General features: G+C 57.3%; 17 protein-coding genes. 10 read left to right on the top strand and 7 right to left on the bottom strand.

Annotated features, from left to right (window positions below):
* Positions 1 to 11: 11 nt before the first annotated feature.
* Positions 12 to 959, top strand: a complete 948-nt coding sequence (locus FJ953_RS12845) for an NAD-dependent epimerase/dehydratase family protein (protein WP_140520765.1) — start codon at positions 12 to 14, stop codon at positions 957 to 959.
* On the opposite strand, the gene FJ953_RS12840 is transcribed toward FJ953_RS12845, so the two are convergent.
* The gene (locus FJ953_RS12840) at positions 947 to 1,486 is read right to left on the bottom strand and encodes a sugar transferase (protein ID WP_140520766.1); all 540 of its coding nucleotides are present in this window, start codon (positions 1,484 to 1,486) and stop codon (positions 947 to 949) included. The two genes, FJ953_RS12845 and FJ953_RS12840, sit on opposite strands and share 13 nt — an antisense overlap.
* 219 nt (positions 1,487 to 1,705) lie before the next feature.
* Entirely contained in the window at positions 1,706 to 3,688 is a 1,983-nt protein-coding gene (locus tag FJ953_RS12835; RefSeq protein ID WP_181165146.1) for a nucleoside-diphosphate sugar epimerase/dehydratase, read from the bottom strand.
* Positions 3,689 to 4,230: 542 nt separating this feature from the next.
* Between FJ953_RS12835 and FJ953_RS12830 the strand changes: the two genes are divergently transcribed.
* From FJ953_RS12830 to FJ953_RS12790, 9 genes are all read left to right on the top strand, one after another.
* A complete protein-coding gene (locus tag FJ953_RS12830; protein ID WP_140624489.1) occupies positions 4,231 to 5,661 on the top strand; it encodes a phosphomannomutase in 1,431 nt (476 codons plus the stop codon).
* Entirely contained in the window at positions 5,661 to 7,076 is a 1,416-nt protein-coding gene (locus tag FJ953_RS12825) for a mannose-1-phosphate guanylyltransferase/mannose-6-phosphate isomerase (protein WP_140559409.1), read from the top strand. Before FJ953_RS12830 ends, FJ953_RS12825 begins: the two co-directional genes overlap by 1 nt.
* Before the next feature lie 56 nt (positions 7,077 to 7,132).
* Positions 7,133 to 8,122 carry a GDP-mannose 4,6-dehydratase gene (gene gmd, locus FJ953_RS12820; protein ID WP_140624488.1) on the top strand — a complete coding sequence of 330 codons (990 nt, stop codon included), beginning with the start codon at positions 7,133 to 7,135 and terminating at the stop codon, positions 8,120 to 8,122.
* A gap of 34 nt (positions 8,123 to 8,156) precedes the next feature.
* The gene (locus tag FJ953_RS12815; RefSeq protein WP_246674798.1) at positions 8,157 to 9,098 is read left to right on the top strand and encodes a GDP-mannose 4,6-dehydratase; all 942 of its coding nucleotides are present in this window, start codon (positions 8,157 to 8,159) and stop codon (positions 9,096 to 9,098) included.
* 29 nt (positions 9,099 to 9,127) lie between these two features.
* Positions 9,128 to 9,913: an ABC transporter permease gene (locus FJ953_RS12810; protein ID WP_140559406.1), complete on the top strand. Its 786-nt coding sequence runs from the start codon at positions 9,128 to 9,130 to the stop codon at positions 9,911 to 9,913.
* A gap of 2 nt (positions 9,914 to 9,915) precedes the next feature.
* Positions 9,916 to 11,142 carry an ABC transporter ATP-binding protein gene (locus FJ953_RS12805; protein ID WP_140559405.1) on the top strand — a complete coding sequence of 409 codons (1,227 nt, stop codon included), beginning with the start codon at positions 9,916 to 9,918 and terminating at the stop codon, positions 11,140 to 11,142.
* Positions 11,139 to 12,527, top strand: a complete 1,389-nt coding sequence (locus FJ953_RS12800; RefSeq protein ID WP_140559404.1) for a methyltransferase domain-containing protein — start codon at positions 11,139 to 11,141, stop codon at positions 12,525 to 12,527. Before FJ953_RS12805 ends, FJ953_RS12800 begins: the two co-directional genes overlap by 4 nt.
* Positions 12,524 to 16,276 carry a glycosyltransferase gene (locus tag FJ953_RS12795; protein ID WP_210242378.1) on the top strand — a complete coding sequence of 1,251 codons (3,753 nt, stop codon included), beginning with the start codon at positions 12,524 to 12,526 and terminating at the stop codon, positions 16,274 to 16,276. The genes FJ953_RS12800 and FJ953_RS12795 overlap by 4 nt, the downstream gene beginning before the upstream one ends.
* 163 nt (positions 16,277 to 16,439) lie before the next feature.
* Positions 16,440 to 18,623, top strand: coding sequence for a hypothetical protein (locus tag FJ953_RS12790; protein ID WP_140624485.1), 2,184 nt, complete (start codon positions 16,440 to 16,442; stop codon positions 18,621 to 18,623).
* Positions 18,624 to 18,666: 43 nt separating this feature from the next.
* Here FJ953_RS12790 and FJ953_RS12785 read toward each other — a convergent pair whose 3' ends face one another.
* The 5 genes from FJ953_RS12785 to FJ953_RS12765 all read right to left on the bottom strand — a co-directional run bounded on the left by FJ953_RS12785 (position 18,667) and on the right by FJ953_RS12765 (position 22,988).
* The gene (locus FJ953_RS12785; RefSeq protein ID WP_140624484.1) at positions 18,667 to 19,674 is read right to left on the bottom strand and encodes an FkbM family methyltransferase; all 1,008 of its coding nucleotides are present in this window, start codon (positions 19,672 to 19,674) and stop codon (positions 18,667 to 18,669) included.
* 120 nt (positions 19,675 to 19,794) lie between these two features.
* On the bottom strand, positions 19,795 to 20,688 hold the full coding sequence (locus tag FJ953_RS12780) for a hypothetical protein (protein ID WP_140624483.1): 894 nt from the start codon (positions 20,686 to 20,688) through the stop codon (positions 19,795 to 19,797).
* Positions 20,675 to 21,238 carry a class I SAM-dependent methyltransferase gene (locus tag FJ953_RS12775; RefSeq protein WP_140559400.1) on the bottom strand — a complete coding sequence of 188 codons (564 nt, stop codon included), beginning with the start codon at positions 21,236 to 21,238 and terminating at the stop codon, positions 20,675 to 20,677. The genes FJ953_RS12780 and FJ953_RS12775 overlap by 14 nt, the downstream gene beginning before the upstream one ends.
* A gap of 80 nt (positions 21,239 to 21,318) precedes the next feature.
* Positions 21,319 to 21,960 (bottom strand): class I SAM-dependent methyltransferase, encoded by a 642-nt coding sequence (locus FJ953_RS12770; protein ID WP_140559399.1) that lies wholly within the window; start codon positions 21,958 to 21,960, stop codon positions 21,319 to 21,321.
* Complete coding sequence (locus tag FJ953_RS12765; protein WP_140559486.1) at positions 21,957 to 22,988, bottom strand: glycosyltransferase family 2 protein; 1,032 nt, start codon at positions 22,986 to 22,988, stop codon at positions 21,957 to 21,959. The genes FJ953_RS12770 and FJ953_RS12765 overlap by 4 nt, the downstream gene beginning before the upstream one ends.
* Positions 22,989 to 23,002: the final 14 nt, after the last annotated feature.

Below are 23,002 nucleotides of genomic sequence, written 5' to 3'. Positions count from 1 at the left end.
CGGGCAAGGCAATGAAGGTCTTGGTCACAGGCGCATCGGGCTTCATCGGACGCCTTGTCGTGCAAAGGCTTTGCGAGGCAGGGGTGGAGGTTCGCCTCGCCTCGCGCTACCCAGAAAGGCTCGCTTCGGGCAGCGACATCGTTGGCTTGCCGCGTTTCGATGCGCCGGCCAAGGACTTCCTTGCCGTCACCCGTGACGTCACGGACGTCGTTCACTGCGCCGGCTTGAACAATGATCAAGGCGAGGCCACCGAAGCCGACTACCGAGCAGCCAACGCGGAACTGAGCGCGCGGCTGGCGCATGCGGCCGCCATGCAGGCAAGCGGACGTTTCATCCAACTGTCATCGGTCCGGGCCGTGATCGGCGCCCGCGTCAGCGCAACGATCGACGAGCATACGGTCCCCGATCCGCAATGCGCCTACGGGTGCTCGAAACGCGAGGGCGAGATCAGGGTCCTGGACGCCTATGCATCGCACGGCCGCGCCGACGCCGCCGTGCTGCGCCTGCCTGCCGCCTACGCAAGCGGCATGAAGGGCAATCTGGCAATGCTGATGCGCCTGGCCGATACAAGCCTGCCGCTGCCGACGGGTGTACTGACGGGAACCCGCTCGCTGGTGTCGGCCGACGCAGCCGCGCAAGCCGTGCGGCATTTGTTGGCTCATCCGGGGCCGCTCAGCCCTGCCTATATAGCCAGCGACGTGCCTCCGGTGTCGGTGGCAGCCGTCGTAAGCGCCTTCCGTAAGGGACTTGGGCGGCCGGTGCGCCTGGCTGCCGTACCGGCCAGCCTGATGCGGATGGCCGCGGTGGCGCTAGGCAAGCGGGCGTTTTGGGAAAGCATGACGGCGACACAGATATGCGACCCTTCCCTGCTCGTCTCGCAGGGCTGGCTGCCGGAAACAGCGACGCTTGATCGTCTAAGCGAAATCGCGGCGCGCAGCAGGCAAGCTCAACCTGGATAAATCGTCGCGATCAGGATGCGAAGATCAAGGCCGATCGAGGCGACCTTGAGATAGTCGGCATCGGTTTCGGCCAATAGGGCCGGGTCCGACATGTCGATGCCCTTGACCTGAGCCAGGCCGGTGATGCCGGGAAGCGCCGATGAAACGCCCAGCCGTCGGCGGCACTCGATCAGCTCGGTTTGCGTCGGCAGACAGGGACGCGGTCCGACCAAGCTCATCTCGCCCTTCAGAACATTCCAGAACTGCGGCAGCTCATCGAGCTTGAACTTCCGCAGGGTCTTTCCGGCCGGCGTCACGGCATTCGCCGGCGCCTCGTGCGAAGGCAAGGATGGCGTGCCGACATACATCGTGCGCAATTTGTGACAGCGAAAGAGCACGCCATCGCGGCCAACCCGCGTTTGAGAAAAGATGGCCGGACCGGGCGACGATATACGAACAGCCAGGACAGCGAGCGCCAGGACGGGTGAAGTGACCAGGAGCAGCAGCGCCGCGCCGGCAAGATCGAAGATTTGCTTGGCTGTCTTCATGAACCGCCGATAGTGCTCGTTGCCAAAACCAAAGACGAAAATACGAATCCGCTCGACGTAGCATGAGGCTATCGCTCGACCAAGCTCGACCCCTCGCCTGCTCGGGTGCGCCCGCAGAGGAATGCCAGCCAGCGCCCCAGGGTCCCGAAGGTCCGCCGATAAATGCCGCTCTTGCGCAGACTGCTCAAGCGCCGAAGAAGGCCAGGGTCTTTTGAAGCATCAGTTCGCCTGCCCGGCCGCTTTCGGGATCACGGCCTCGGGCACGTCCCCTCTTACCTTCTTGGTATGGTCAAGACCCGCAAGCACCGCGAGCGAGGATGCCTTGTCCTGGCTCTTCACGGATTGCTGCAGGGCCGCAAGCGCCGCCTGGACATCGGACCATTCCGCGACATCGGTGCTCAGGCCAAAAATCTTGGAAATGCCGAGTTCGACCAGCTCCTCATCCTCACCATGCAACGTTTCATGGAGTTTTTCACCCGGCCGGATTCCGGTGAAGCGAATGGGGATGTCCGTGTATGGGCTTTTTCCGGACATGCGGATCATCGTCTCGGCAACTTCGAGGATCGGCACCGGTTTGCCCATGTCGAGCATGTAGACGGCGTAGTCGTCGCCGGCTTTCCGCGAGGCGGCATCGGCCGCGGACATGATGACGAGGTCGACGGCTTCGGCCACGGTCATGAAATAGCGCGTCATGCGCCGGTCGGTTATGGTGACCGGACCTCCGGCCTCGATCTGCGCCTGGAATATGGTTGCGACCGAGCCATTGCTGCCAAAGACATTGCCGAACCGAACGGCTATGAACTTGGTGGCGGGGCGCCGTGCGCCGGGCTCGCCGGCGGGCGTTTCATGCAAGGCGCTGACGATCTGTTCGGCCGCCCGCTTCGTCAGGCCCAGCACGGATGTCGGGTCCACGGCCTTGTCGCTCGAAACAAGCACGAATTGCTTGACGCCGCATTTGGCGGCAACCTCGGCACAGACAAGCGTTCCGAAGACATTGGTCTGGATGGCCGAATCCCAGTTTTCCTCGAGCAAAGGCACATGCTTCAGTGCCGCGGCGTGGAAAACGATGTCCGGCTTGAACTCGGTGACGACACGCGTCATCTGGCGCCGGTCGGCGACATCGACAATGCGGACCTTGAGGCGGTCGTGGTCCTTCTCTTCGACATATTGGCTCAACTGGAAAATGCCGAACTCGGAATTATCGGCAACCAGCACCGCCTCCGCGCCCAGTTCCAGTGACCTCTTGACCAGGGTGCGGCCGATGGAACCGGCGCCGCCGGTGACCAGGACGCGCTTGCCGCCGACGAAGGCCCCGATGCGTTCGATGTCGGACGGAACCGTGGGGCGGCGCAGGATCGTTTCCATCTCGACCTCGTCGAGAACGAGCTTTCCCTCCTGGCCGAGCTGCGAAAGCCCCGAGAACTGCACCACCGCTATGTCGCCTTGCCGGGCAACACGGACGAGCTCCGAATACTCCTCGATCTCATGTTCGGCGCCGCTGCCGAAAATCAGCAGGTCCAGGCTTGTCGTACCCTTGGCGTATTCTTCCAGCACCTCGATCAGGCGGGGGCGGGTGGCCACGACGGGAACGCCCTGGATCCGAGTGCCCTGCGGAACACCGTGCTCAATCGCCATAATCCCTGCAATTGAATACTCTACAGGCTGCGTCGTGCGCGTGAAACGGATGATTACGTCGGCCTCGCTCAGCTTGCCGACAAACACCGCTCTCTTGGTCGAAGCCTTGCCGCGACTCAGAATGCGCCAGCTCGCGCCGTCGCGAAAGAACCGGTAGAAAATCCGGGGCGCCGAGATGATCGTGAAAGAAACCAGGAAGAAGACGATGAACTGGCGCTCATTGAGGCCCGCCACCGGCTGAAAGGAACGAACAAAAAGCGAAACACAGTAAAGGACGATGGTCAGTATTGCGCAGCCCTTCAGGATGTTGAAGAAATCCGGCGTCGAGGCGAAGCGCCACACAGTATTGTAGAGGCCGCAATATCTGAATAACAGATGACTAAGAATAATGATGCTCGCCCAGCAAGCGAAACCCGCTGGAGAGAACGCTTCGAACGACAGCCTCGACTGCGATAAAGTCAGGCTAAGCGCCACCGCCACTAAAACCATGGCGATGTCTTGAATCATGATGATGGCGCGACGCATTGTGGGCCGGAGTCCGGGTACAGCTTCTACATAGGATTTCATCGGACGGTACTGAACTCCAGGCGCGAAGACTTCAATACTAAAGTGGCTCTAGAGCGAATACCATCCGTCACCGGCGGCTTCTTTTTAGTACCAAATCTTCGGCCCCCGCCGCGTGTATCGCATAGCGTGGACTTGAAATCATCGCCAGAGATTTTTTCATAGGTTGGCGGGTGAAGAGAAAGTCCGTTTGATCAAGATCTTGCACATCAACTGCAAAGAGCCCTAGAGTCCGACAGCAACTCAGGATAGAGAGAGGGGTCGGCCGGAGAGGTCAATCCTTGACTACTCTTTGCCCTGGTGCGGTCTGCTCTCGACCTATGGCCTATGGTTCCGCAGATATCAAGCGGTTCGAGAATGCCGGCAGCGCGATCGTGAGGCCATCGCTCGGTCCTTGACGCCAGACGGCTCTCACCCTGTCGACGCGGCTGGGAATGCAGTGTGGATAGCTGGAAGGAAAGGTGAACCGCCCGAAGCGATTTTGCGGTTGACAGCCAAGTCTGCTGCAATATGACGGTCTTCCCTTTACCAGCCAAAGCGAAGTGATGAAGTTTGGATCAAGTGGCCTGCGAGGGTTGGCTTCAGAATTAGTCGGGAAACCCAGCGGCCTTTATACGGAGGCTTTCGCTTGGCGTCTCGTTGCCGATGGGGTCCGATCGAAGGCCAAGGTGTTCGTTGGTCGCGACTTGCGCGATAGCAGTCCGACGATCGCCGCCAACTGCATGGCTGCCTTGGCGGCAAGTGGGTTTCAACCGATCGATTGCGGTGCCATTCCAACGCCAGCCTTGGCGTTGTATGCCGGGCAGCATGACGCAGCGGCGCTCATGGTTACGGGTTCGCACATCCCTGCGGACCGCAATGGCATCAAGTTCTATAGCCCGCGGGGCGAGATCACCAAGGCCGATGAAGCCGCTATGGCACACTATGCTGCCGAACGGCTAGACGCCTATTGCCCCCCGCCGCCAATAGGTACGGCTTTGCCGGGGCATCACGACAATGCGATCGCCGCCTATCGCGCGCGCGCTGATGACATCTTGGAGCCAGGGTCCCTTTCGGGCCTGAGGCTCGGCGTCTATCAGCACAGTTCGGTCGCGGCGGATCTTCTGGTGGAGGTTCTCCGATCCTTTGGCGCAGATGTGACACCTGTCGGGAAATCGGAGACCTTCGTACCCGTCGATACCGAAGCCGTTGACGAAACCACAATTGCAAAGTTCAAGGGTTGGGCGCGAGAATTCCACCTCGACGCCATCGTGTCGACCGATGCCGATGCTGATCGGCCACTGATTGCCGACGAGAATGGTGACCTGTTTCGCGGCGACCTGATCGGCCTCGCCACGGCTCTGTTCCTGCGGGCTGACATCGTGGTGACGCCCGTGACTTCCAATTCAGGTATTTCGAAAGCCTTCGGTTTTACGGTTCTGAGAACGAAGGTCGGATCTCCTTTCGTCGTCGAAGCCATGGAAGCCTCACACCACCCCGGGAAAATCGTTGTGGGCTTTGAAGCCAATGGTGGCGTTCTCTTGGGGTCGGACTGTTCGCTACACGGCAAGACATTGACGGCATTGCCGACACGGGATTCACTGCTCCCCATCCTGGCTGTCCTCGGGATGGTCGCATCGACAAGAAAATCGCTGTCAGGTCTGCGCGCGTTGTGGAATCTTCCGGCCTGTGCAAGCGAACGCCTTGAGAATTTTCCAGTGGAGAGTTCGCGCAGCTTGATGCGTCGGCTCGCGGATCGGCCTGCACTGCAGCGGTTTCTGGCCCCGTTCGGGACTGTTGCTGAAGTTGACGAGACCGACGGCCTAAGGACACAAATGCTGACTGGCGAGATCATCCATCTGCGGCCGTCCGGCAACGCGCCTGAACTTCGCTGTTATTCGGAGGCAGCAGACCCAGGCAGAGCGAGAGCGATTGTGGCGCTGACGCTCGACAGGGCGCAGGCGATCGCATCCACAAACGAAGCAGAGGTCATTTAATGAAAGTGGTTCCCGTCATCATCAGCGGTGGAGCCGGATCGCGACTATGGCCTGCCTCAAGGCAATCGCACCCCAAGCCTTTTCTTAAAGTGGCGGACGGGCATTCGCTTATTCAGCACACAGTGCTGCGCGCCGCGTCGATTGAGGGCGTGGTGGAACTCGTGGCTGTAACGTCCGGGGACCACCTTTTCCTCACGAAGGACGACTTCGACGAACTGGATTCGGTTGTGTTGCCGCGTACGTTTCTGCTCGAGCCGGAAGGCCGGGATACTGCCGCTGCCGTGGCGGCAGCCACTGTCCATGCCAAGGCAACGCAGGGCCCTGATGCGATTCTATGCGTCTTCCCGGCCGATCACATGATTGGCAACCTGCCTGCGTTTCTAGACGTTATGGGCCGCGCCATCGAATATGCAAAACTGGGGCGGATTGCCACACTGGGCATCAGCCCAACCAGGCCGGACACGGCGTTCGGCTATATCGAAGCCGATGGTGAGAAAGTCGTCCGTTTCGTTGAAAAACCGGATCTCGACACAGCCAAAGCCTATGTCGAATCCAAACGCTTCTTCTGGAACGCGGGGATTTTCTGCTTCAGCGCGCAACGAATGCTCGACGAGATGGCTTTGCATTGCCCCGAAGTGATCCAGGCGGTTTCCGACAGTTATGAGAACGGCCGATTCAGTCAAGGCGAAGGCTTTGCCAAAATCGAACTCGCGCCCGAGCATTTTGGCTCCGCTCCGCGTATCTCTCTCGATCACGCGGTTATGGAGAAGGCGAACAATCTTGCCGTGATTCCTTGCGACATGGATTGGAACGACATCGGATCTTGGAACGCCATGGCCGATTTGATCGCTCCTGACGAAAGCGGCAACAGGCTGCGCGGCGATGTTCACATGGTCGACACCACCGGCAGCTATGTAAGTTCCGACAAGCGCGTCATCGGCACGGTCGGGGTCAGCGATCTGGTGATCGTCGATTCTCCCGACGCATTGCTTGTCGCCTCCCGAGATCGGGTTCAGGACGTCAAGAAGTTATTCGAGGGCCTCAAGGCTTCCGGGCATGAGGCGCATTTGGTCCACAGCACCGTACATAGGCCGTGGGGCACCTATACGGTTCTGGAGGAAGGCGAGCGCTTCAAAATCAAACGCATCGAGGTGAAACCCGGTAGACGTTTGAGTTTGCAGATGCACTACCATCGCTCCGAGCACTGGGTCGTGGTCAGCGGCTCCGCGAAAATAGTCAATGGCGACCAGGAGCTGTTCCTGGCGACAAACGAGTCAACCTACATCCCCTGCGGTCATAAACACAGGCTGGAAAACCCGGGCCGGATTGACCTGGTGATCATTGAAGTGCAAAGCGGCGATTATCTCGGCGAGGACGATATCGTGCGTTTTGACGACGTATACGGCCGCGCCTGACAATCCATTGGCTCACGGTGCTGGGCGACCAATCACCGGATAAACCGAGAACATCGATGAAAAAGACAGCTTTGATTACCGGCATCACCGGGCAGGACGGCGCCTATCTGGCGGAGCTTCTGCTTGCCAAAGGGTATGAGGTTCACGGACTTGCACGGCGTTCAAGCACTGCCGATGTGAACACCACGCGCCTGAAGTGGCTCGGCATCGAGAAAGACGTTCGGATCGTGGACGGAAACCTCACGGATTTGTCCGGTCTGGTTAGAACTATGCGCGATGTGAAGCCGGATGAAGTCTACAATCTTGCGGCCCAATCTTTCGTCAAGTCATCGTGGCAGCAGCCGATCCTGACAGGCAACGTCACCGGCATAGGCGTGACCAATGTTCTTGAGGCAATCCGCCTGGAATCGCCGGAGGCCCGTTTCTATCAGGCATCATCCTCGGAAATGTACGGCCTTATCCAGGAGCCGATGCAATCGGAAACCACACCTTTCTACCCCCGTTCCCCTTATGCGGTGGCGAAGCTCTATGGTCACTGGATTACGGTCAATTATCGCGAAAGTTTCGGCCTGCATGCCTCAAGCGGCATCCTGTTCAATCATGAATCTCCGCTTCGCGGCATCGAGTTCGTCACCCGCAAAGTCACGGATGCGGTCGCGCGCATCAAGAAAGGCATGGCAAAGGAATTGCGTCTCGGCAACATCGACGCCAAGCGTGACTGGGGTCATTCCAAGGACTATGTCCGCGCCATGTGGCTGATGGTACAGCAGGACCAGCCGGACGATTACGTGGTTGCGACAGGCAGGACGACAACTGTGCGCGACATGTGTCGAATCGCATTCGAGCATGTTGGGCTCAAGATGGATGACCATCTTGTGATCGATCCCGACCTATTCAGACCGGCCGAAGTCGAAATTCTGCTCGGAAATCCCGCCAAGGCAAAGCAGAAGCTGGGATGGGAGGCGACGACCTCGCTGGAAGCAATGATCTGCGAAATGGTGGACGCGGACCTCGACCGCCTTACCAACCCGCCGAGCCGCGGGTAATCGGAAAGCCCTCTTTGCCAACATGATCGGCACGTTGACGCATCGCATCCTGATAACCGGGGCCAGTGGGTTCGTCGGCACGACACTCTTGCAGTTGCTGGAGCGGGAGCACGGTTCCTGCGAGGTTTTTGCTTTTGGTCACGGCGAAGGGCAAAACCCGATCGATCTGCTGGACCAGGACGCGGTCGACACGGCCGTCCAGAAGGTACAGCCCACCGCGCTTATCCATCTGGCAGCGGTCGCCGCCCCTTCCGATGCACGCAATGCGCCGCGACATGCCTGGAATGTCAATGTTACAGGCACGATGAATCTTGCCGATTCCGTGATGCGCCACGCGCCACAGGCACGGTTCGTTTACGTTGGCAGCTCGGAAGCGTACGGCGCTTCCTTCCAAAGCGCCCGCGGTCCCGTGACGGAGAGTGCCCCGCTTCGGCCAATGACGATCTATGGCGCTACCAAGGCAGCAGCAGATCTGATGATCGCTCAAATGGCCTATGACGGCCTGCGCGCCATCCGCTTTCGCCCGTTCAACCATACCGGCCCGGGCCAGTCCGATGCCTACGTTGTCTCCGCCTTCGCACGCCAAATTGCAGAGATCGTATCGGGCAAGAACAAGCCGGTCATTCATGTCGGCAATCTTGAAGCCGAGCGCGACTTCCTCGATGTTCGCGACGTGGTGCGCGCCTATGCGAGCGCCGCGACGATGGATTTGGATGACGGACCGGACCATGTCTACAACATCGCATCCGGGCAGCCCCGAAGAATCCACGACATATTGGATATGCTTGTCGCACAGGCAGGCATCGATATCGAAGTGCGCGCTGATCCGGAAAAATTCCGCCCAAACGATATCCCCTCGGCTTGGGGTGATGCGTCAAAAGCACGCGCCAGGCTGAAGTGGAGTCCTCTAGTGCCATTCGAGCAGACACTCAGCGACGTTTTGGGGTATTGGCACCGGATATGTAGCGCGCGTTGACTACGAGACGCGCGCAAAGGATTGATCACATGTTCCGAAGCCTATGGCAGTACCGCCATTTCATCATGTCCTCCATCAGAGGCGACCTAAAAGGGCGTTTCGTGCGGTCGCGCCTGGGCGGCCTGTGGTTCATCCTTCACCCGCTTGCGCAGGCAGTCATCTTCTCGATCGTTCTTTCGGAAGTCCTCAAGGCACGGCTTCCGGACACAGATAGTCCCGCCGCCTACCCGATCTATCTCCTGTCGGGCATGGCCGCATGGACGCTGTTCAGCGAGATTCTCATGCGCAGCATGACCGTCTTCATCGAGCAGGCGCCCGTGATGAAGAAGATTGCCTTTCCGCGTTTGTGCCTTCCCGTGATCGTCGGGGGCACGGCGCTGATCAATCACCTGCTGCTGCTCATCGCGCTCTTTATCATCTTCATTTTCCTCGGGCATATTCCGGGCCGCGCTTTGGTCTTGCTGCCGATTGGGATCATCTTGATTGCGGCGATCGGCTTCGGCCTTGGCGTGATCCTCGGCGTAATGAACGTGTTCATTCGAGATGTCGCGCAGGTCATGACAATCGTGCTTCAGCTATGGTACTGGCTGACGCCGATCGTCTATCCGGCTAACGTCTTGCCGGAGAGGTACAGTTTCGTGTTGAATATCAACCCGGTCGCGCCCTTGGTGGCGCTTTACCAGGATGCGCTGTTGTTCAACCGCTGGCCGAGTCCGGAAAGCCTGATCATACCGGCAGTCCTGGGTCTGGTGAGCGTGACTTTTGCGATGGTCTTCTTTCGGCGTGCAAGCCCCGAACTCATCGACGTGCTGTGACCATGACCATGCTTTCCGTCAGCCATCTGTCGAAGCGCTATGCGAATTATGCGAGCAACCTCGAAAGGTTCGCGGGCTGGTTCGGTGCGCCGGTCAAGCCAACGGAGGAATTCTGGCCGGTCAGGGACATCTCGTTTTCGCTTGCGGCCGGAGAGGCGCTTGGCCTCATCGGGCAGAACGGCGCCGGCAAGAGCACGCTTCTGAAATTGATCACCGGCACGGTGCGCCCGACCGAAGGCGTGGCGCATGTCGGCGGCCGCGTCAGCGCCATTCTGGAACTCGGGCTCGGCTTCAATCCCGAATTCACCGGACGGCAGAACGCTTTCCATGCTGGCGGGCTGATGGGTCTCTCGCAGGCACGGTTGACCGAGCTCATGCCTCACATCGAGGACTTCGCCGAGATAGGCGAGTTCTTCGACCAGCCGCTTCGAACCTATTCGAGCGGCATGCAGGCGCGCCTGGCCTTTGCGCTAGCCACTGCGGAGCGACCGGAGGTGCTGATCGTCGACGAAGTGCTTTCGGTTGGCGACAGCTATTTCCAGCACAAGAGCTTCGACCGGATACGCAGCTTCAGGGCGGCAGGCACCTCGATTATTCTGGTCACCCACAATCTAGACGATGTGAGACCATTATGCGACCGGGTCATTCTGCTGGATAAGGGGCATGTGCTGAAGGACGGGCCGCCTGACGAGGTGATCGATTATTACAATGCCCTGATAGCGACTAAAGAGAACGAAAAGCTGACCGTGGAGCAGCGCCGCGAAAAAGGCCAATGGCTGTACACCCGAAGCGGCAATAAGGCGGCGACGGTTGAGTCGATAGAATTGACCGACAGCGACAGCGGAGCCCCGGTCAAGAGTGCGCTTTCCGGGCAGAGCCTGACAATCCGAGCCAGTATTGTTGCGAAAGAGGCAATCCCGGAGCTAGTTGTGGGTTTCATGCTTAGAGACCGTGCTGGTCACGTTGTTTGGGGAACCAACACCTGGCATACGAAGCAGGCACTTTCGAACCTGGAGGCTGGAGACAAGGTCGAGTGTCGCCTGCGCCTTTCCTGCGCTCTCGGTCCGGGCTCATATGGTCTTTCGGTTTCTCTTCACACCGGAGGCGTTCACGTCGACAGCAATTTCGACTGGATAGAAAACGTTGAGGTTTTCGAAGTCGTCAATTCCAGTCACCCTTTCTTTATCGGAACGAGCCGTCTCGACCATACGTTCGAAATCATCCGATGAAAAAGAGCTTTGATGAACTGTACAAGACCTTCGAAGACCGGTTCCGCGGGCCGCGGGAACTCGTCAAGGAACGGCAGAAAATCTATCTGCCTCTACTGACTCAGCTAACTGCAAGAGAGGATGCGCCGAATCTAGCGATCGATCTTGGCTGCGGACGCGGCGAATGGCTGGAGATCCTCACGGAGGCGGGCCTGACTGCCGTGGGTGTGGATTTCAACGAAAGCATGGCGCAGGGAGCCGTCGATCGTGGACTGAGAATCGAGCCTCAGGACGCAATCGAATATCTTCGAGGGCAAGCGGACGACAGCGTGGCTATCATTTCGGCCTTCCACATGGTCGAGCATGTTTCGACCGATTATTTAATCGAGTTGCTGGATGAGTGCCTGAGAGTGTTGACTGATGATGGCGTGCTTATTCTGGAAACGCCTAATCCGGAGAATATCTCGGTCGCTACACATACTTTCCATCTCGACCCGACCCACAAGAGCCCACTGCCCCCGAGCCTGCTCGAATTTCTTGTGGAGCAGGCCGGCTTCTCAGAAACCGCGATTCTGCGGCTGAATGGTGCGCCCATGATCGAAGCGGGGCCGATGGAGAGCAGCGTTCACCTCATGTTCGAAGTGGCGCGCGACTATTCCTGTCTCGCAAGAAAGCGTGATGGACCAGCGGCAGGAGAACTCAAGTCACTTGCGGCGTTTGTGAAAACTGCGTCACAGCAAATGCCCGCCGATGTAGAACAAATAAAAGGTTGGTTGCATTCCGCTGACGACGAGATCGCCAGGAACTCGGAAGCAGTCAAGGGAATGATGTCCTCCACCACGGATCAGCTTCAGCAATTGACCGAAAGCCTCGCCTCCCAATCGGAGTTAATGAGAGCAGGACAGACTGCGCTCACCGACACGCTAGCTTCCCTCGGTAGGTCCCTAGCCGAGCGGGATGCCGAAGTCGCCCGCCTCCGACGGCACATGGCCGAGCGGGATGCAGAAATCGCTAGGCTGAATAAGAGCGTAGCGAGGCGCGGTCTGACGTGGATTCTTGGGCGGCTCCATTCCGAGGCAGCAGGCTTAAAGCGGGCGGCGGTCAGCAGTGCGAAGCACCTGTTTCGGCCATTTGCTACGCAAGCGATGCGGTTTGTCCTGAAGCATCCGCGTTTGCGCACCCGCACTATCGATTGGCTGAGGGCCAACCCGGCACTGCTTGCCCATGCGCGTCTATTCGCGGCATCTCGCGGACTCACCGGAGCGCCCATAACCGCTCCACCGCCAGGATCATCCTCCGCCGAATTGATGGGGATCGACCCGTCGTTGCGTGGACTGTCGGCACACGGGCGCCGAATTCATGCCCAATTGAAGCGCGCGATTGGTATGAAACGACAGAGTTTATGATGCGCGTCATCATCGATATGCAGGGCGCGCAGGCGACCAATGCGAAGCGCGGCATCGGTCGTTATGTTATGGCTTTCGTTGAGGGAGTAGTTCGCAATCGCGGCGAGCACGAGATCGTTCTTGCCCTGAACGGCACCTTCCCAGATTCCGCTGCGGATATTCGTACGCATTTTTCCGGCCTATTGCCAGCGGCCAACATCCGAACTTGGGTAGCACCCGCGTCAGTCGCAGGCCTACATCCGGAATATACCGGACGGCGCAAAGCGGCCGAGCTTTTGCGCGAAGCCTTTCTCGCCTCGCTCGAACCAGATGTCATCGTGGTGTCCAGCCTATTTGAAGGCTGTGTGGACGATGCTGTGACAAGTATCGGACTGCTTCCCAACTCGGCCCCTGTGGCGACCATTCTGTTCGATCTGATCCCGCTCCTCAACCGCGATCCTTATCTCGCCAACCCGGCCGTTGCTTCGTGGTACGAATCAAAACTCGATCATTTGCGCCGCTCGAATCTGCTTCTCGCCATCTCAAAGTCCTCGCGACGGGAAGCAATTCAGTGGCTCAATTTTTCCGACGAAGAAGCTGTCTCTATTTCAGCCGCGGTGGACAATAACTTCCGGCCGATGCAGATCGAAGCGGCGCAGGAGTATACCTTGCGCAGCAAATATAGGCTCACGCGTCCGTTCGTAATGTATACTGGCGGTATAGATCATCGCAAGAATATACCCGCTCTGATCCGAGCCTTCGGCAAACTTCCAAGAAAGCTAAGAAAGAGCCACCAGCTCGCCATCGTCTGCTCCGTCGAAGAGAGCACCCGGGCTGAACTGCAGGAAATGGCAAGACTAGCGGGAGTGCCCGACGACGGCCTCGTGCTCACCGGTTTCATCCCCGAGAACGACCTCGTCGCGCTTTATAATCTGTGCGCGCTCTTCGTTTTCCCTTCGTGGCATGAAGGTTTCGGCCTCCCCCTTCTCGAGGCCATGAAATGCGGCGCGCCTGTGATCGGGGCGAATAGATCGAGCGTGCCGGAGGTGATAGGCTTCGAACGGGCGCTGTTCGATCCGTTCTCTGTGCCAGATATGGCAGCCCGTATGGAGGAAGCGCTGAGCGATGCCGACTTCCGATCGGCGCTCGTCAGCAACGCCATTGATCGCGCAGAGCTTTTTTCATGGGATGCCACTTCGTGTACCGCTCTGAATTCCCTGGAAAAGCTTCATGTCACGCGCAGCCTCTCAGCCCAATTGCCAGCAACGCCGCGGGGTCGACCAAGGCTGGCCTACCTGTCGCCGCTGCCGCCTAGCCGCAGCGGAATCGCGGATTACAGCGCAGAATTGTTGCCGGAACTTGCACGCCACTACGAAATCGATGTCATCGTTGACCAGCCTCACGTCGATGATCCATGGGTGAACGCGAACAGCCGCGTCTACACAAGTGCATGGTTCGCTGAAAACGCCCACCGTTATGCCCGCGTTCTGTACCACTTTGGCAACTCCCCATTTCATGGAGAAATGTTTGGTTTGTTGAAGCAAATCCCCGGTGTGGTAGTCCTACATGATTTTTTTCTGAGTGGAATTCAATCTCATCTTGAGTTTTCCGGCGGTGTACCCGGAGCATGGAGCCGCAGCCTTTATGAAAGTCACGGTTTCGAGGCGGTGAGACACCGCTTTCACGTGAACGACACGGCTGAGACCGCCTGGAGGTATCCCTGCAATTTCGAACTGATCCGCGACTCTCTTGGGATCATTGCTCATTCCCATTATTCCAGGCAGTTGGCGCTCGAACACTATGGCGAAGAGGCAGCGCGCCGATGGTCCTATGTTCCCTTGCTTCGCGCACCTGTGGATCTGCCGAGTCGCAGCGCTGCGCGAAAGCGGCTATCGATCCCACCCGACGAGTTCGTCACCTGTAGTTTCGGCATGTTGACGGCGACCAAGCTGGGTGATCAGTTGCTTACCGCTTGGGCTGCGTCCCGGCTCGGCCGCATGAAAAATAGCAGGCTGGTCTTCGTCGGAGAGTCGCCGCCGAACGAATTCGACGCATCCTTGCGAGCGGCAATTCGGGGCAGCGGGGCGGGACGACGTGTCTCGATCACAGGTTGGACGAATCGGGAAACTTATAGGGACTATCTTGCCGCTGCGGACATGGCCGTCCAGTTGCGCGGCAATTCGCGGGGTGAGACTTCGGCCGCTATTCTCGACTGCTTGGCTGCGGGCCTGCCGACGATCGTAAATGCTAACGGCTCAGCGGCTGAACTCGACGATCGCGCGGTTCGCAAAGTGAAGGATCGGTTCGGCCAAATCGAGTTGAGCGAGGCCCTAGATGGCCTCAGTGAGAGTACAGACGAAAGGGAGCGCCTCGGACGACAAGGTCGAGCCTATCTGCTTGCCAATCACACCCCGCGTCTCTGTGCCGACCGATATGCTGAAGCAATTGAAAAATGCTATCATAAAAATCATGCTGGGGTTGGCGGGCTGATTGATGCGTTGGCGCAGCATGACGGCTACGGTCTTGAGCCGACCGAACTGGCCGCGGATATCTCCATGAGTATAGCCGTCACACGCGAGCGGGCCTCTCTTTTCATCGATATCACCTACCTGCGGACTTTCGACCTACGCACCGGCATCCAGCGAGTAGTTCGGTCTGTCTTAAACGAATGGTTTGCGCATCCGAATAGGGACTTTCGCATCGAGCCGGTCTTTTTGAGCGGTGGCCAGTTTTTCCATGCGAAGCGCTACACTGCGCAATTCGTTGGCGGGGATGAGAACGCCTTCGAGGACGAACCCGTTACTTTCTGCGCCGGCGACATTTTCCTGGGGCTGGATCTTAATCCTGATACCCGTTCGACAGAAGCTGCACCGGCATTCCACCAAATGCGTTTGTTCGGCGTTAAAATCGTGTTTCTGATCTATGATATTCTCCCGGTTCTACACCCTGAGTGGTGGCCGGCAGGCGGAAGCGACACCCATCGAGCGTGGCTCGTAAACTCATTGGTCGTCGCCGATCAGTTAGTCACGATATCGAAGGCTGTGACCGACGACGTTGAAGAATTCTTCGCCGCGGAGTTCCCGCCCGGTAGCAAAAAACCTGAAATCGGCCATTTCCATTTAGGTGCCGATATCGGCCGGTCCAATCCGACCAGAGGCTTGCCCGACAGTGCCATCGGCATCCTTGATGCTATTGCGAGCACCCCAACCTTTCTGATGGTCGGCACCATTGAGCCGCGCAAGGGCTATGGTCAGGTTCTCGACGCCTTTGATATTTTGTGGGGCAAGGGAGTATCTGTGAACCTGGCGATTATCGGCAACCAGGGATGGATGACCGAGGTAGTAGCCGACCGAATGCGGCTCCATCCTGAAAATGGTAAACGCCTATTCTGGCTTAATAGTGTAAGTGACGAATATCTGGAACGCCTTTATGCCGCCTCGGCCTGTCTTGTCGCCGCTTCCGAGGGCGAAGGTTTCGGCCTGCCGCTGATCGAGGCGGCGCAGCACAAGCTACCGATCATCGCCCGCGACATTTCGGTATTCCGGGAGGTCGCCGGCGACCACGCTTACTATTTCGTAGGATCGGCCGGTGCGGATCTGGCTGACTCTATTTGCGAGTGGCTGACGCTCTTCAAATCGGGGCAACATCCCCGATCTGACAATATGCCCTGGCTAACCTGGGCTCAGAGCGCGAGGCAGTTGCTCGACCTTATTCTTGAGGACAGGGGGGCTTCCGGCCGAAGCGGAGCCGTCGCTCTCAAAGCGAATTGAACAAGCCCAACCATTCCGCAATTAACAGGTTTTTCGAAAAAGAAGAGTTCGGCAGCGAGTACCTAGCAGCATTGATGATTAGTGGCCTACTGCCATGTCATTGCTCTGACTGGTCTTTCATGCCATCTGGTGACAATCCCAAAGTAAAGTGATCAAAGAGCGCATGTCGAACAGCCTGAGAACCTTTCTGGCGGGAGTTGTCCTTCTTCCGCTGGTCCTTGCCGCGAATGGAGCGATTCCGGGCTATATGAGCCCTACTACATTGCAGCTGTTCTGGCTTATAGGTTTTTCGAAGTCTTTCGCAAACTACGGGTCTCTGTACGCGCATAATTTTGGAATTCCGCAGCCGGCAGCTATATCCTTTGGGCTGTCCGCGGCGCTTCCCGCGGCAGTGTTGTTGAAAATCGGGATATCTGCAGTTAACGCCTATGCAGCGGTGTTCGCCATGTGGCTTGCGACCGCCTTTGCAGGGGCATTCTGGTTTGCGAGATCAGTCGGGGCTGGACGACCGGCATCGCTATTCAGCGCCTTGTTATGGTGCACGTTTCCGGTTGTCTGGCAGCACAATGGCTACTCCGCAGTAGCGCTTGGGATTGCGCTACTGCCGTTCTATTATCTCACGGCCATGAAGGTTTCGATTGATCGCCTCTCTGTATGGTCGTGTCTTGGCTTTGTTGTTGCTACCTTTGTGGCCGTGTTTATGGACGGCTATACGTTCATGATGTTTGCCTCCGGCACTGCTTTGATGTTTGGCTGCGCGCTGATCAGACGCCGTCGCGATCTAAGGACAGATCTTCTCTACCGCGCCTTCATCATCGCTCTTGCATTTGCTGCATCCTACGCCGCTTACGCCTTCTATGTGGGAATTTCAGACTTCGGCGCGCAACCTATTGATTTTTTCCGAGGGTGGGGCGCGAGCCTCGAATTCTTCTTTGTACCAACATCGAACGTGTTGGCGATCCCGGACCTGCTTGGTCTTAGCATTGCGCGGCCGGAGCATGACTATTTCGGAGATGCGTCGACGTTCATTTCGACATTCTGCGCCGGGATCGTAATCGTAGCACTTTACGGCGCGCTCACGCTCAGAGACAAAAGATTCCCTCTATTGATCTTCGGTCTATTTGCGATCGTCGGTTTCTATATGGCGCTTGGGCCGACAGTGAAATTTCTGACCTACCGCCCTGACGGCGCCAGCCAATTAATGCCTGCTTCATATGGATGGGTCGAAAGCGGAAATGCATGGATTTCTCAATATCTGCCTGGCTTCAGGACCATGCGAGCCAGTTATCGCTGGACCGCACTCGGGATGTTCGGGTGCTGGGCTATCTTCGTGCTGACTCTGGCAAGCGGCAAGTTATCGATGGATGCCAGAGCAGCTCTGATCGTGGTTCTGCTGGTCCTCAACATACCTAGCCCCACACCGCTGCATGGATACCGACGCTTTCGAGACATAGTCAACGAGATGACTACTGAGGTGGCATCGTGGAAACCGCACTTTCATAGGGGCGAGACGGTCGCATTTCTGCCTTACGGCAATGACTTTCTCGTCAATTACGTCGCAAGTGAGCTGGACATCCGAACCTATAACGTAGGGGGAGACAAGAACCTCATGTCCGCCATGAGCAACTGGCCCGACGAGATGATCGGCTTTGAACAGGGAAAAGTGGCGCCTGAGTTCGCGATGAAGGTGAAGGCGTTTCTTGAGAGCGGCAAGGCCGATGCCGTCGTTCTCCCATATATTAATCTGCTGTCGTCGGCTCACGACTGGCCGGCCCCGAATGAGCGTGAACAAGAACTCTCCCCCATCGCCAAAGCTCTCGATGCCGAGGATCGGTATGATGCGGACCTTATGAAGCACTACGCCGTTATCCGGCTCGCTCACGGTCTCGATCCGGCGGGCACCTTATCTGTCTGGAACACGGTACCGCCAATAGATCTGGACAAACCAGTGAGCTTCGTGAGCGGGGAAATCGGCAGCAACTATCTCGTTGAACGCAGCTGGTACCCGCCCGAACCGGCCGGAACATGGTCTCGCGTTAAGCAAGCATCAATCCTGGTCGACATGACCGACATTCCGGACGGAGCGCGGTTGAGCGTTACATTTTCGGTTTTCGCGCCCGGAGATACCTGCACCGAAGTCGAAATCAGTAGTGGAACCACAGTGATGTTAAGTCACAATTACTGCAACGTCTCTGGTCGGATTTCCGTCGAACTTCCACGAGCGGGTTTGGCGAAGAATGGGCAGTTGGATTTCCGCGTTGACCAGTTGCGTTCTCCTGCATCTTACGGGAGTCCCGATACTCGAACGCTCGGCGTTCTTCTTCAATCCCTGTCGGTGGTCAAATAAGGCATGCAATCGTCGTGTGCAAATCCTTGTTCTAATTAGCAGCTCAGATGGAGGATGCGTTCCGCCAACCCTGGACGCCGTCGACTGAAATTCGTGGGCGCCCGTCGACCAATCCGATGATTGCGGGACGCTCAATTTCGAGCTTCCAGCCTTCATTAAGAAAGGTGCTCATGATTCGCCCTTCGATCTGGCGGGAGTGCGTGCCGATGACGATGTAGCGAACGAATTTATTGAGGTCGCTGATCGCCGCTTCGACGAAATCTGCCTCGCCGCCCTGAATATCGATATGCAGGAGATCGACCGGCTCGCCGCTGACGATATCGGCCAGCGGGAAGGCATCAAGTCTTTGATATTGCCCTGATGCCGAAGCTTCCTTGATCTGTGCTGCCGTCGCATTCAGGATCGGTTCCGAGCCCCAGGATGCGCCGGCATTCTCGACGACCGGAAAGAGCGCTTCTCCTTTTTCAGGCGCTGCGACACCATGGATGATCCGAAATTCGTCTTCCGAAAAGTCGTTGGCCGCCATTGCCTCCTGGGCATAGGCGACATGCTCGCTATCTCCTTCGATGCCAATCAGTTCGACTGTGAGTCCCTTGTTGCGTGCGGCAGCGCCTGTGTTGTTCAACCAGCATCCCCAACCGCACCCCAACTCCACAACGCGGAAGCGTTCCGAGGCCAAGTCAACGGCCCTGAGTGCTGCGGCCCATTCAGCTATGTCTGCATGCCAGTTGGCGGGGATAGGTATCGGCTCGATGGTTCCCGCCTTGCCATCGAGAATGCCCGGGAAAAACCGAGGTGAAACTTTGACGCCGAGAAAGTTTGTAACGTAGGACGGGTGGGGCTGCAGATCGCTCCGCGCGTGTCTATTCATGGTGCCTATAGCATCGAAACTGCAGTTATAGTGGAAGAATACGCTGCCCGGTCCCGGCTCCTTGGACGCTCGCAACTGCTGGTTTTCCCGGAGCAGGCTATCACGTTGCGCCGAAAGATCGGCACGATCCTGCCATAGCCTCCTGATCTGCGGTATTTTGAGCGCAGCGGCCTTAAGCATTGTTATCGTCTCCTGAGATTGCTCAAACGTCTAGCACAGCGAAAAACTAACCGTCTGTCTTTTGTTTCGCCGCAATAGAGCACGTCGATAGGAATCGCTGGCGCTTTCCCTTTTGGGGCTTCAGCCTTGCTCATTGGTTATCTCACACAGTCGACCGGCGATCAGTCCGCCAACAAAAAATAGAAGATCGCCCAGAACAGTGATCATTCGTCCGATCACCACAGCCAGAAGAATGACCGAGCTGGGGCTGAGCCCGTCGAGCAGAAAGAGCAGAACAGCTTCCCTAACGCCGATACCTGCCGGCGCGCCTGGAGTTAAAAGCCCCGCAAGCCAAGCAATTACATATGCACCGGCTATCGCCGGATAGAGGCTAAGGTCGCTCGAGCCACCGGCAAGACTGTAGGCGGCAACGAAGATTGCGCCAGAAACAGCAAGATAAGAGGCGTAGAACGCCGCTGACTTCGCGAGAATCGGTCCGAATAACCATCTTGTCAGCAGGAGAAGTGCTGCGGCAAGAATCAAAAATAGGGGTAGGCTAGTGGCCAAACCAATATCTAGAAACACGAATGGTGACACGAGGGGCACAAACAAAATCGTAGACGCTGCGATGACCAGCAATTCCAAAACGGACGACTTTGCAAGCGGGGCGTTACTGATACCGGCGGCGACCCCCAATGCCTGTCTGCCGACAAGTTGGAAAACATTTCCTGGAACGTATTTCGCCAGTTGTGAAGTGGCGTAAGCCCACACCGCCCAACGAAATGGTCGATCCACACCAACATAAACAAGAATTTCCCGCCAGCCGGAAGCAAGTAGAATACTCGAAATTCCTGATATAAGTGAGAGAGATATTAGAAATACTATATCCAGCGTGTCAAAGTTTCGGAAACTTATTTCACTACCATACAATATTATCTTATTAAAAACGAAAAGCAGAGCCAGGAACGCCAAGAAGAACCCAAGCGCTTTAATATTATCTCTAACAAACCTGTCTATTGTTTTATAGATCATCATGCGTGAACGAGAAAACCTGATTCGCTCCAAAAAGAAAGCGTCGGTAGGTAACCATCTTTAAACCTACCGAGCGTCCAGCATCCGACAGCTTCTTTTTATCCAACAGGTCTTCATGCTCTTCGTTCGCACTTCGACTGAAAACACCGATTCGAGAACCTACCCAATGGACCCAATCCATTGAGGGATGAGGCGTCGTACAGACAATTCGTGCCGCTGGGGCACGCACTAGGTTCGACTTCAAAGTCGCCAAGAAAGTGCGAGGATCCTTTACGTGCTCGATTACCGCCAAAGCAGCAATGGTGTCGAACACCTCCACGGCCAGATGTTCCGCCTGGACAAATTTATGCGAAGGATATTTCTTTCTAGCAGCCGCGATCGATACCGGATCCAGGTCGATCCCTACATAGTTCCGGCTGTCAACAAGCTCCGCCAACGCACCATTGCCACAACCGACGTCCAATACGCGGCCTTTTATGTATTCTCTAACAGCGACAATTCGCTGCCGCTTCAAGAATGGGGAAAGCACTCCCTCGGTCGCTTGGTCAGCCAATTTCTATACCTTGGATGTTTTTCACAATGCAAAAAGGTACCGGTTCAGCCCGAACCCTGCATAAGGACGGACTGGCACTATCATTTTGCCTTCCTAGAGCGGCAATGAAGCATCGTCCAGGGCAATGGCGACAGAACCTCAACCACCTCGAAGAACCGCGACACGAGCGAGATGAAGCCACGCTGCGACCAGTGCTGCAGATGGCCCGGTGTGTTTCCCAGGGCAGATACGTATTTTCCGCGCGCCAGGTTGAGTGCACGCCAAAGCGGCTCCCGAGGCACGCTGAGTATCAGGTCCGATCTTGCAATGCGCTGCAGTGCCTGCAAAGCCTTTTGCGGCTCCTCGAGGTGCTCCATCACCTCGCAACACACGATAAGATCGGCGCCATCTTGTTCGGGCATCACCTCGTAGATGCTGCGTACCTCAAAACGCTCGGGATCCATACCGCGCCCGCGGGCTTCTTCCTTTGCCATTCCGATAACCTGCGTGGAGAAATCGGTACCCCGCGCATCGATGGCCTGGTCAAGCCAGCGCATGACCCAATAGCCCTCTCCACATCCGACCTCGTGGATGGTGGTGGGGCTGACCTTTGCCACCAGGCCGGACAGGGCACCGTCGAATCCTGCGACCATCCGACGTGCGATCAGGTTCCGCGTGCCGTATTTGTCATAGGTGTTGCCTATGACGATGCCGTCCTCTGCCTGTCCGCCAGCTACCTTCATCCGTTCAGCCTGCTTTCCTGCCGCTTTGGGCGCAGCCGCGCGATCTCTCCTGGCGTGGCGCGCTGCGTATAGCGGATGTCTTCGAGAAGCTTGCGGTTGGCCGCTATCACATCGGCCAGAAAGGCGACCAGAAGTGCCTGGAAGCCCATCGACATGAGCGCACCCGCCAGGATCACCGACTGTATGTGGCCGCTACCTCCGTCAAACAGAAAGAAATAAAGAAAACGCAGGCCGATCAGAAAACCAACGCCGAAAAGAATGGCCGCGACCGTGCCGAAGAACCGGGCCGGCTGGTAGATAACGAAAATACGGATGATCGTGAAAATCGAGCGCTTCAGATAAGACGGAATGCTCTTCACCAGCCTCGACGGCCGCAGGTCGCCGTTGACGCGGACCGGCACCGAAACCACGCGCATATTCTTGCGACCGGCCTGAATGATGGTTTCCAGCGTGTAGGTGTAGTTGTTGAACACGGCAAGACGCTGGGCCGCGTTTCGCGAGATGGCGCGAAATCCGCTTGGGGCGTCCTGGACATCGGTGCCGCTGCTGACGCGAACCACCCAGCTGCCAATCTTCTGCAGAAGCTTCTTGACCGGCGAGAAATGCTCTATCTCCGATATCGGTCGGGAGCCGATGACCATATCCGCACGCCCTTGGAGAACCGGCCGGGTCAGCGCCGGCAGGTCGGCCGCGTTATACTGATTGTCGGCATCGGTGTTGACGATGACATCCGCGCCCCGCGCGAGGCAGGCCTCAATGCCAGTCATGAAAGCATAGGCGAGACCGCGATTGCTGGTATGACGCACAATGTGGTCGACGCCGTTTTCCTCGGCAACCCTCACCGTCTCGTCGCTGCTTCCATCGTCGATGATCAACCATTCGACGCAGTCAAAACCAGCAACGGTCCGCGGCAGATCATTCAGCGCTATCGCGAGCGTTTCCGCCTCGTTATAGCAAGGGATCTGGATAATCAGCTTTGGCAGCGGCGTACTCTCGAATTGGGACCCTGATACGCATGCATCTACCATTCTCAGACTGAGGC

The organism is Mesorhizobium sp. B2-3-6 (genome assembly GCF_006442305.1).
GTDB lineage: Bacteria > Pseudomonadota > Alphaproteobacteria > Rhizobiales > Rhizobiaceae > Mesorhizobium.
The sequence above is the reverse complement of the archived record's forward strand: the minus strand, read 5'-3'. Positions and strand labels throughout refer to the sequence as shown.

What these genes read in the sequence shown, in the direction of transcription:
- FJ953_RS12795 (WP_210242378.1), top strand. Translation starts at nt 12,524, where the DNA reads ATGATGCGCGTCATCATCGATATGCAGGGCGCGCAGGCGACCAATGCG.
- FJ953_RS12810 (WP_140559406.1), top strand. Translation starts at nt 9,128, where the DNA reads ATGTTCCGAAGCCTATGGCAGTACCGCCATTTCATCATGTCCTCCATC.
- FJ953_RS12830 (WP_140624489.1), top strand. Translation starts at nt 4,231, where the DNA reads ATGAAGTTTGGATCAAGTGGCCTGCGAGGGTTGGCTTCAGAATTAGTC.
- FJ953_RS12800 (WP_140559404.1), top strand. Translation starts at nt 11,139, where the DNA reads ATGAAAAAGAGCTTTGATGAACTGTACAAGACCTTCGAAGACCGGTTC.
- gmd (WP_140624488.1), top strand. Translation starts at nt 7,133, where the DNA reads ATGAAAAAGACAGCTTTGATTACCGGCATCACCGGGCAGGACGGCGCC.
- FJ953_RS12805 (WP_140559405.1), top strand. Translation starts at nt 9,916, where the DNA reads ATGACCATGCTTTCCGTCAGCCATCTGTCGAAGCGCTATGCGAATTAT.
- FJ953_RS12770 (WP_140559399.1), bottom strand. Translation starts at nt 21,960, where the DNA reads ATGAAGGTAGCTGGCGGACAGGCAGAGGACGGCATCGTCATAGGCAAC.
- FJ953_RS12840 (WP_140520766.1), bottom strand. Translation starts at nt 1,486, where the DNA reads ATGAAGACAGCCAAGCAAATCTTCGATCTTGCCGGCGCGGCGCTGCTG.
- FJ953_RS12785 (WP_140624484.1), bottom strand. Translation starts at nt 19,674, where the DNA reads ATGCTTAAGGCCGCTGCGCTCAAAATACCGCAGATCAGGAGGCTATGG.
- FJ953_RS12845 (WP_140520765.1), top strand. Translation starts at nt 12, where the DNA reads ATGAAGGTCTTGGTCACAGGCGCATCGGGCTTCATCGGACGCCTTGTC.
- FJ953_RS12780 (WP_140624483.1), bottom strand. Translation starts at nt 20,688, where the DNA reads ATGATGATCTATAAAACAATAGACAGGTTTGTTAGAGATAATATTAAA.
- FJ953_RS12790 (WP_140624485.1), top strand. Translation starts at nt 16,440, where the DNA reads ATGTCGAACAGCCTGAGAACCTTTCTGGCGGGAGTTGTCCTTCTTCCG.
- FJ953_RS12825 (WP_140559409.1), top strand. Translation starts at nt 5,661, where the DNA reads ATGAAAGTGGTTCCCGTCATCATCAGCGGTGGAGCCGGATCGCGACTA.
- FJ953_RS12835 (WP_181165146.1), bottom strand. Translation starts at nt 3,688, where the DNA reads ATGAAATCCTATGTAGAAGCTGTACCCGGACTCCGGCCCACAATGCGT.
- FJ953_RS12765 (WP_140559486.1), bottom strand. Translation starts at nt 22,988, where the DNA reads ATGGTAGATGCATGCGTATCAGGGTCCCAATTCGAGAGTACGCCGCTG.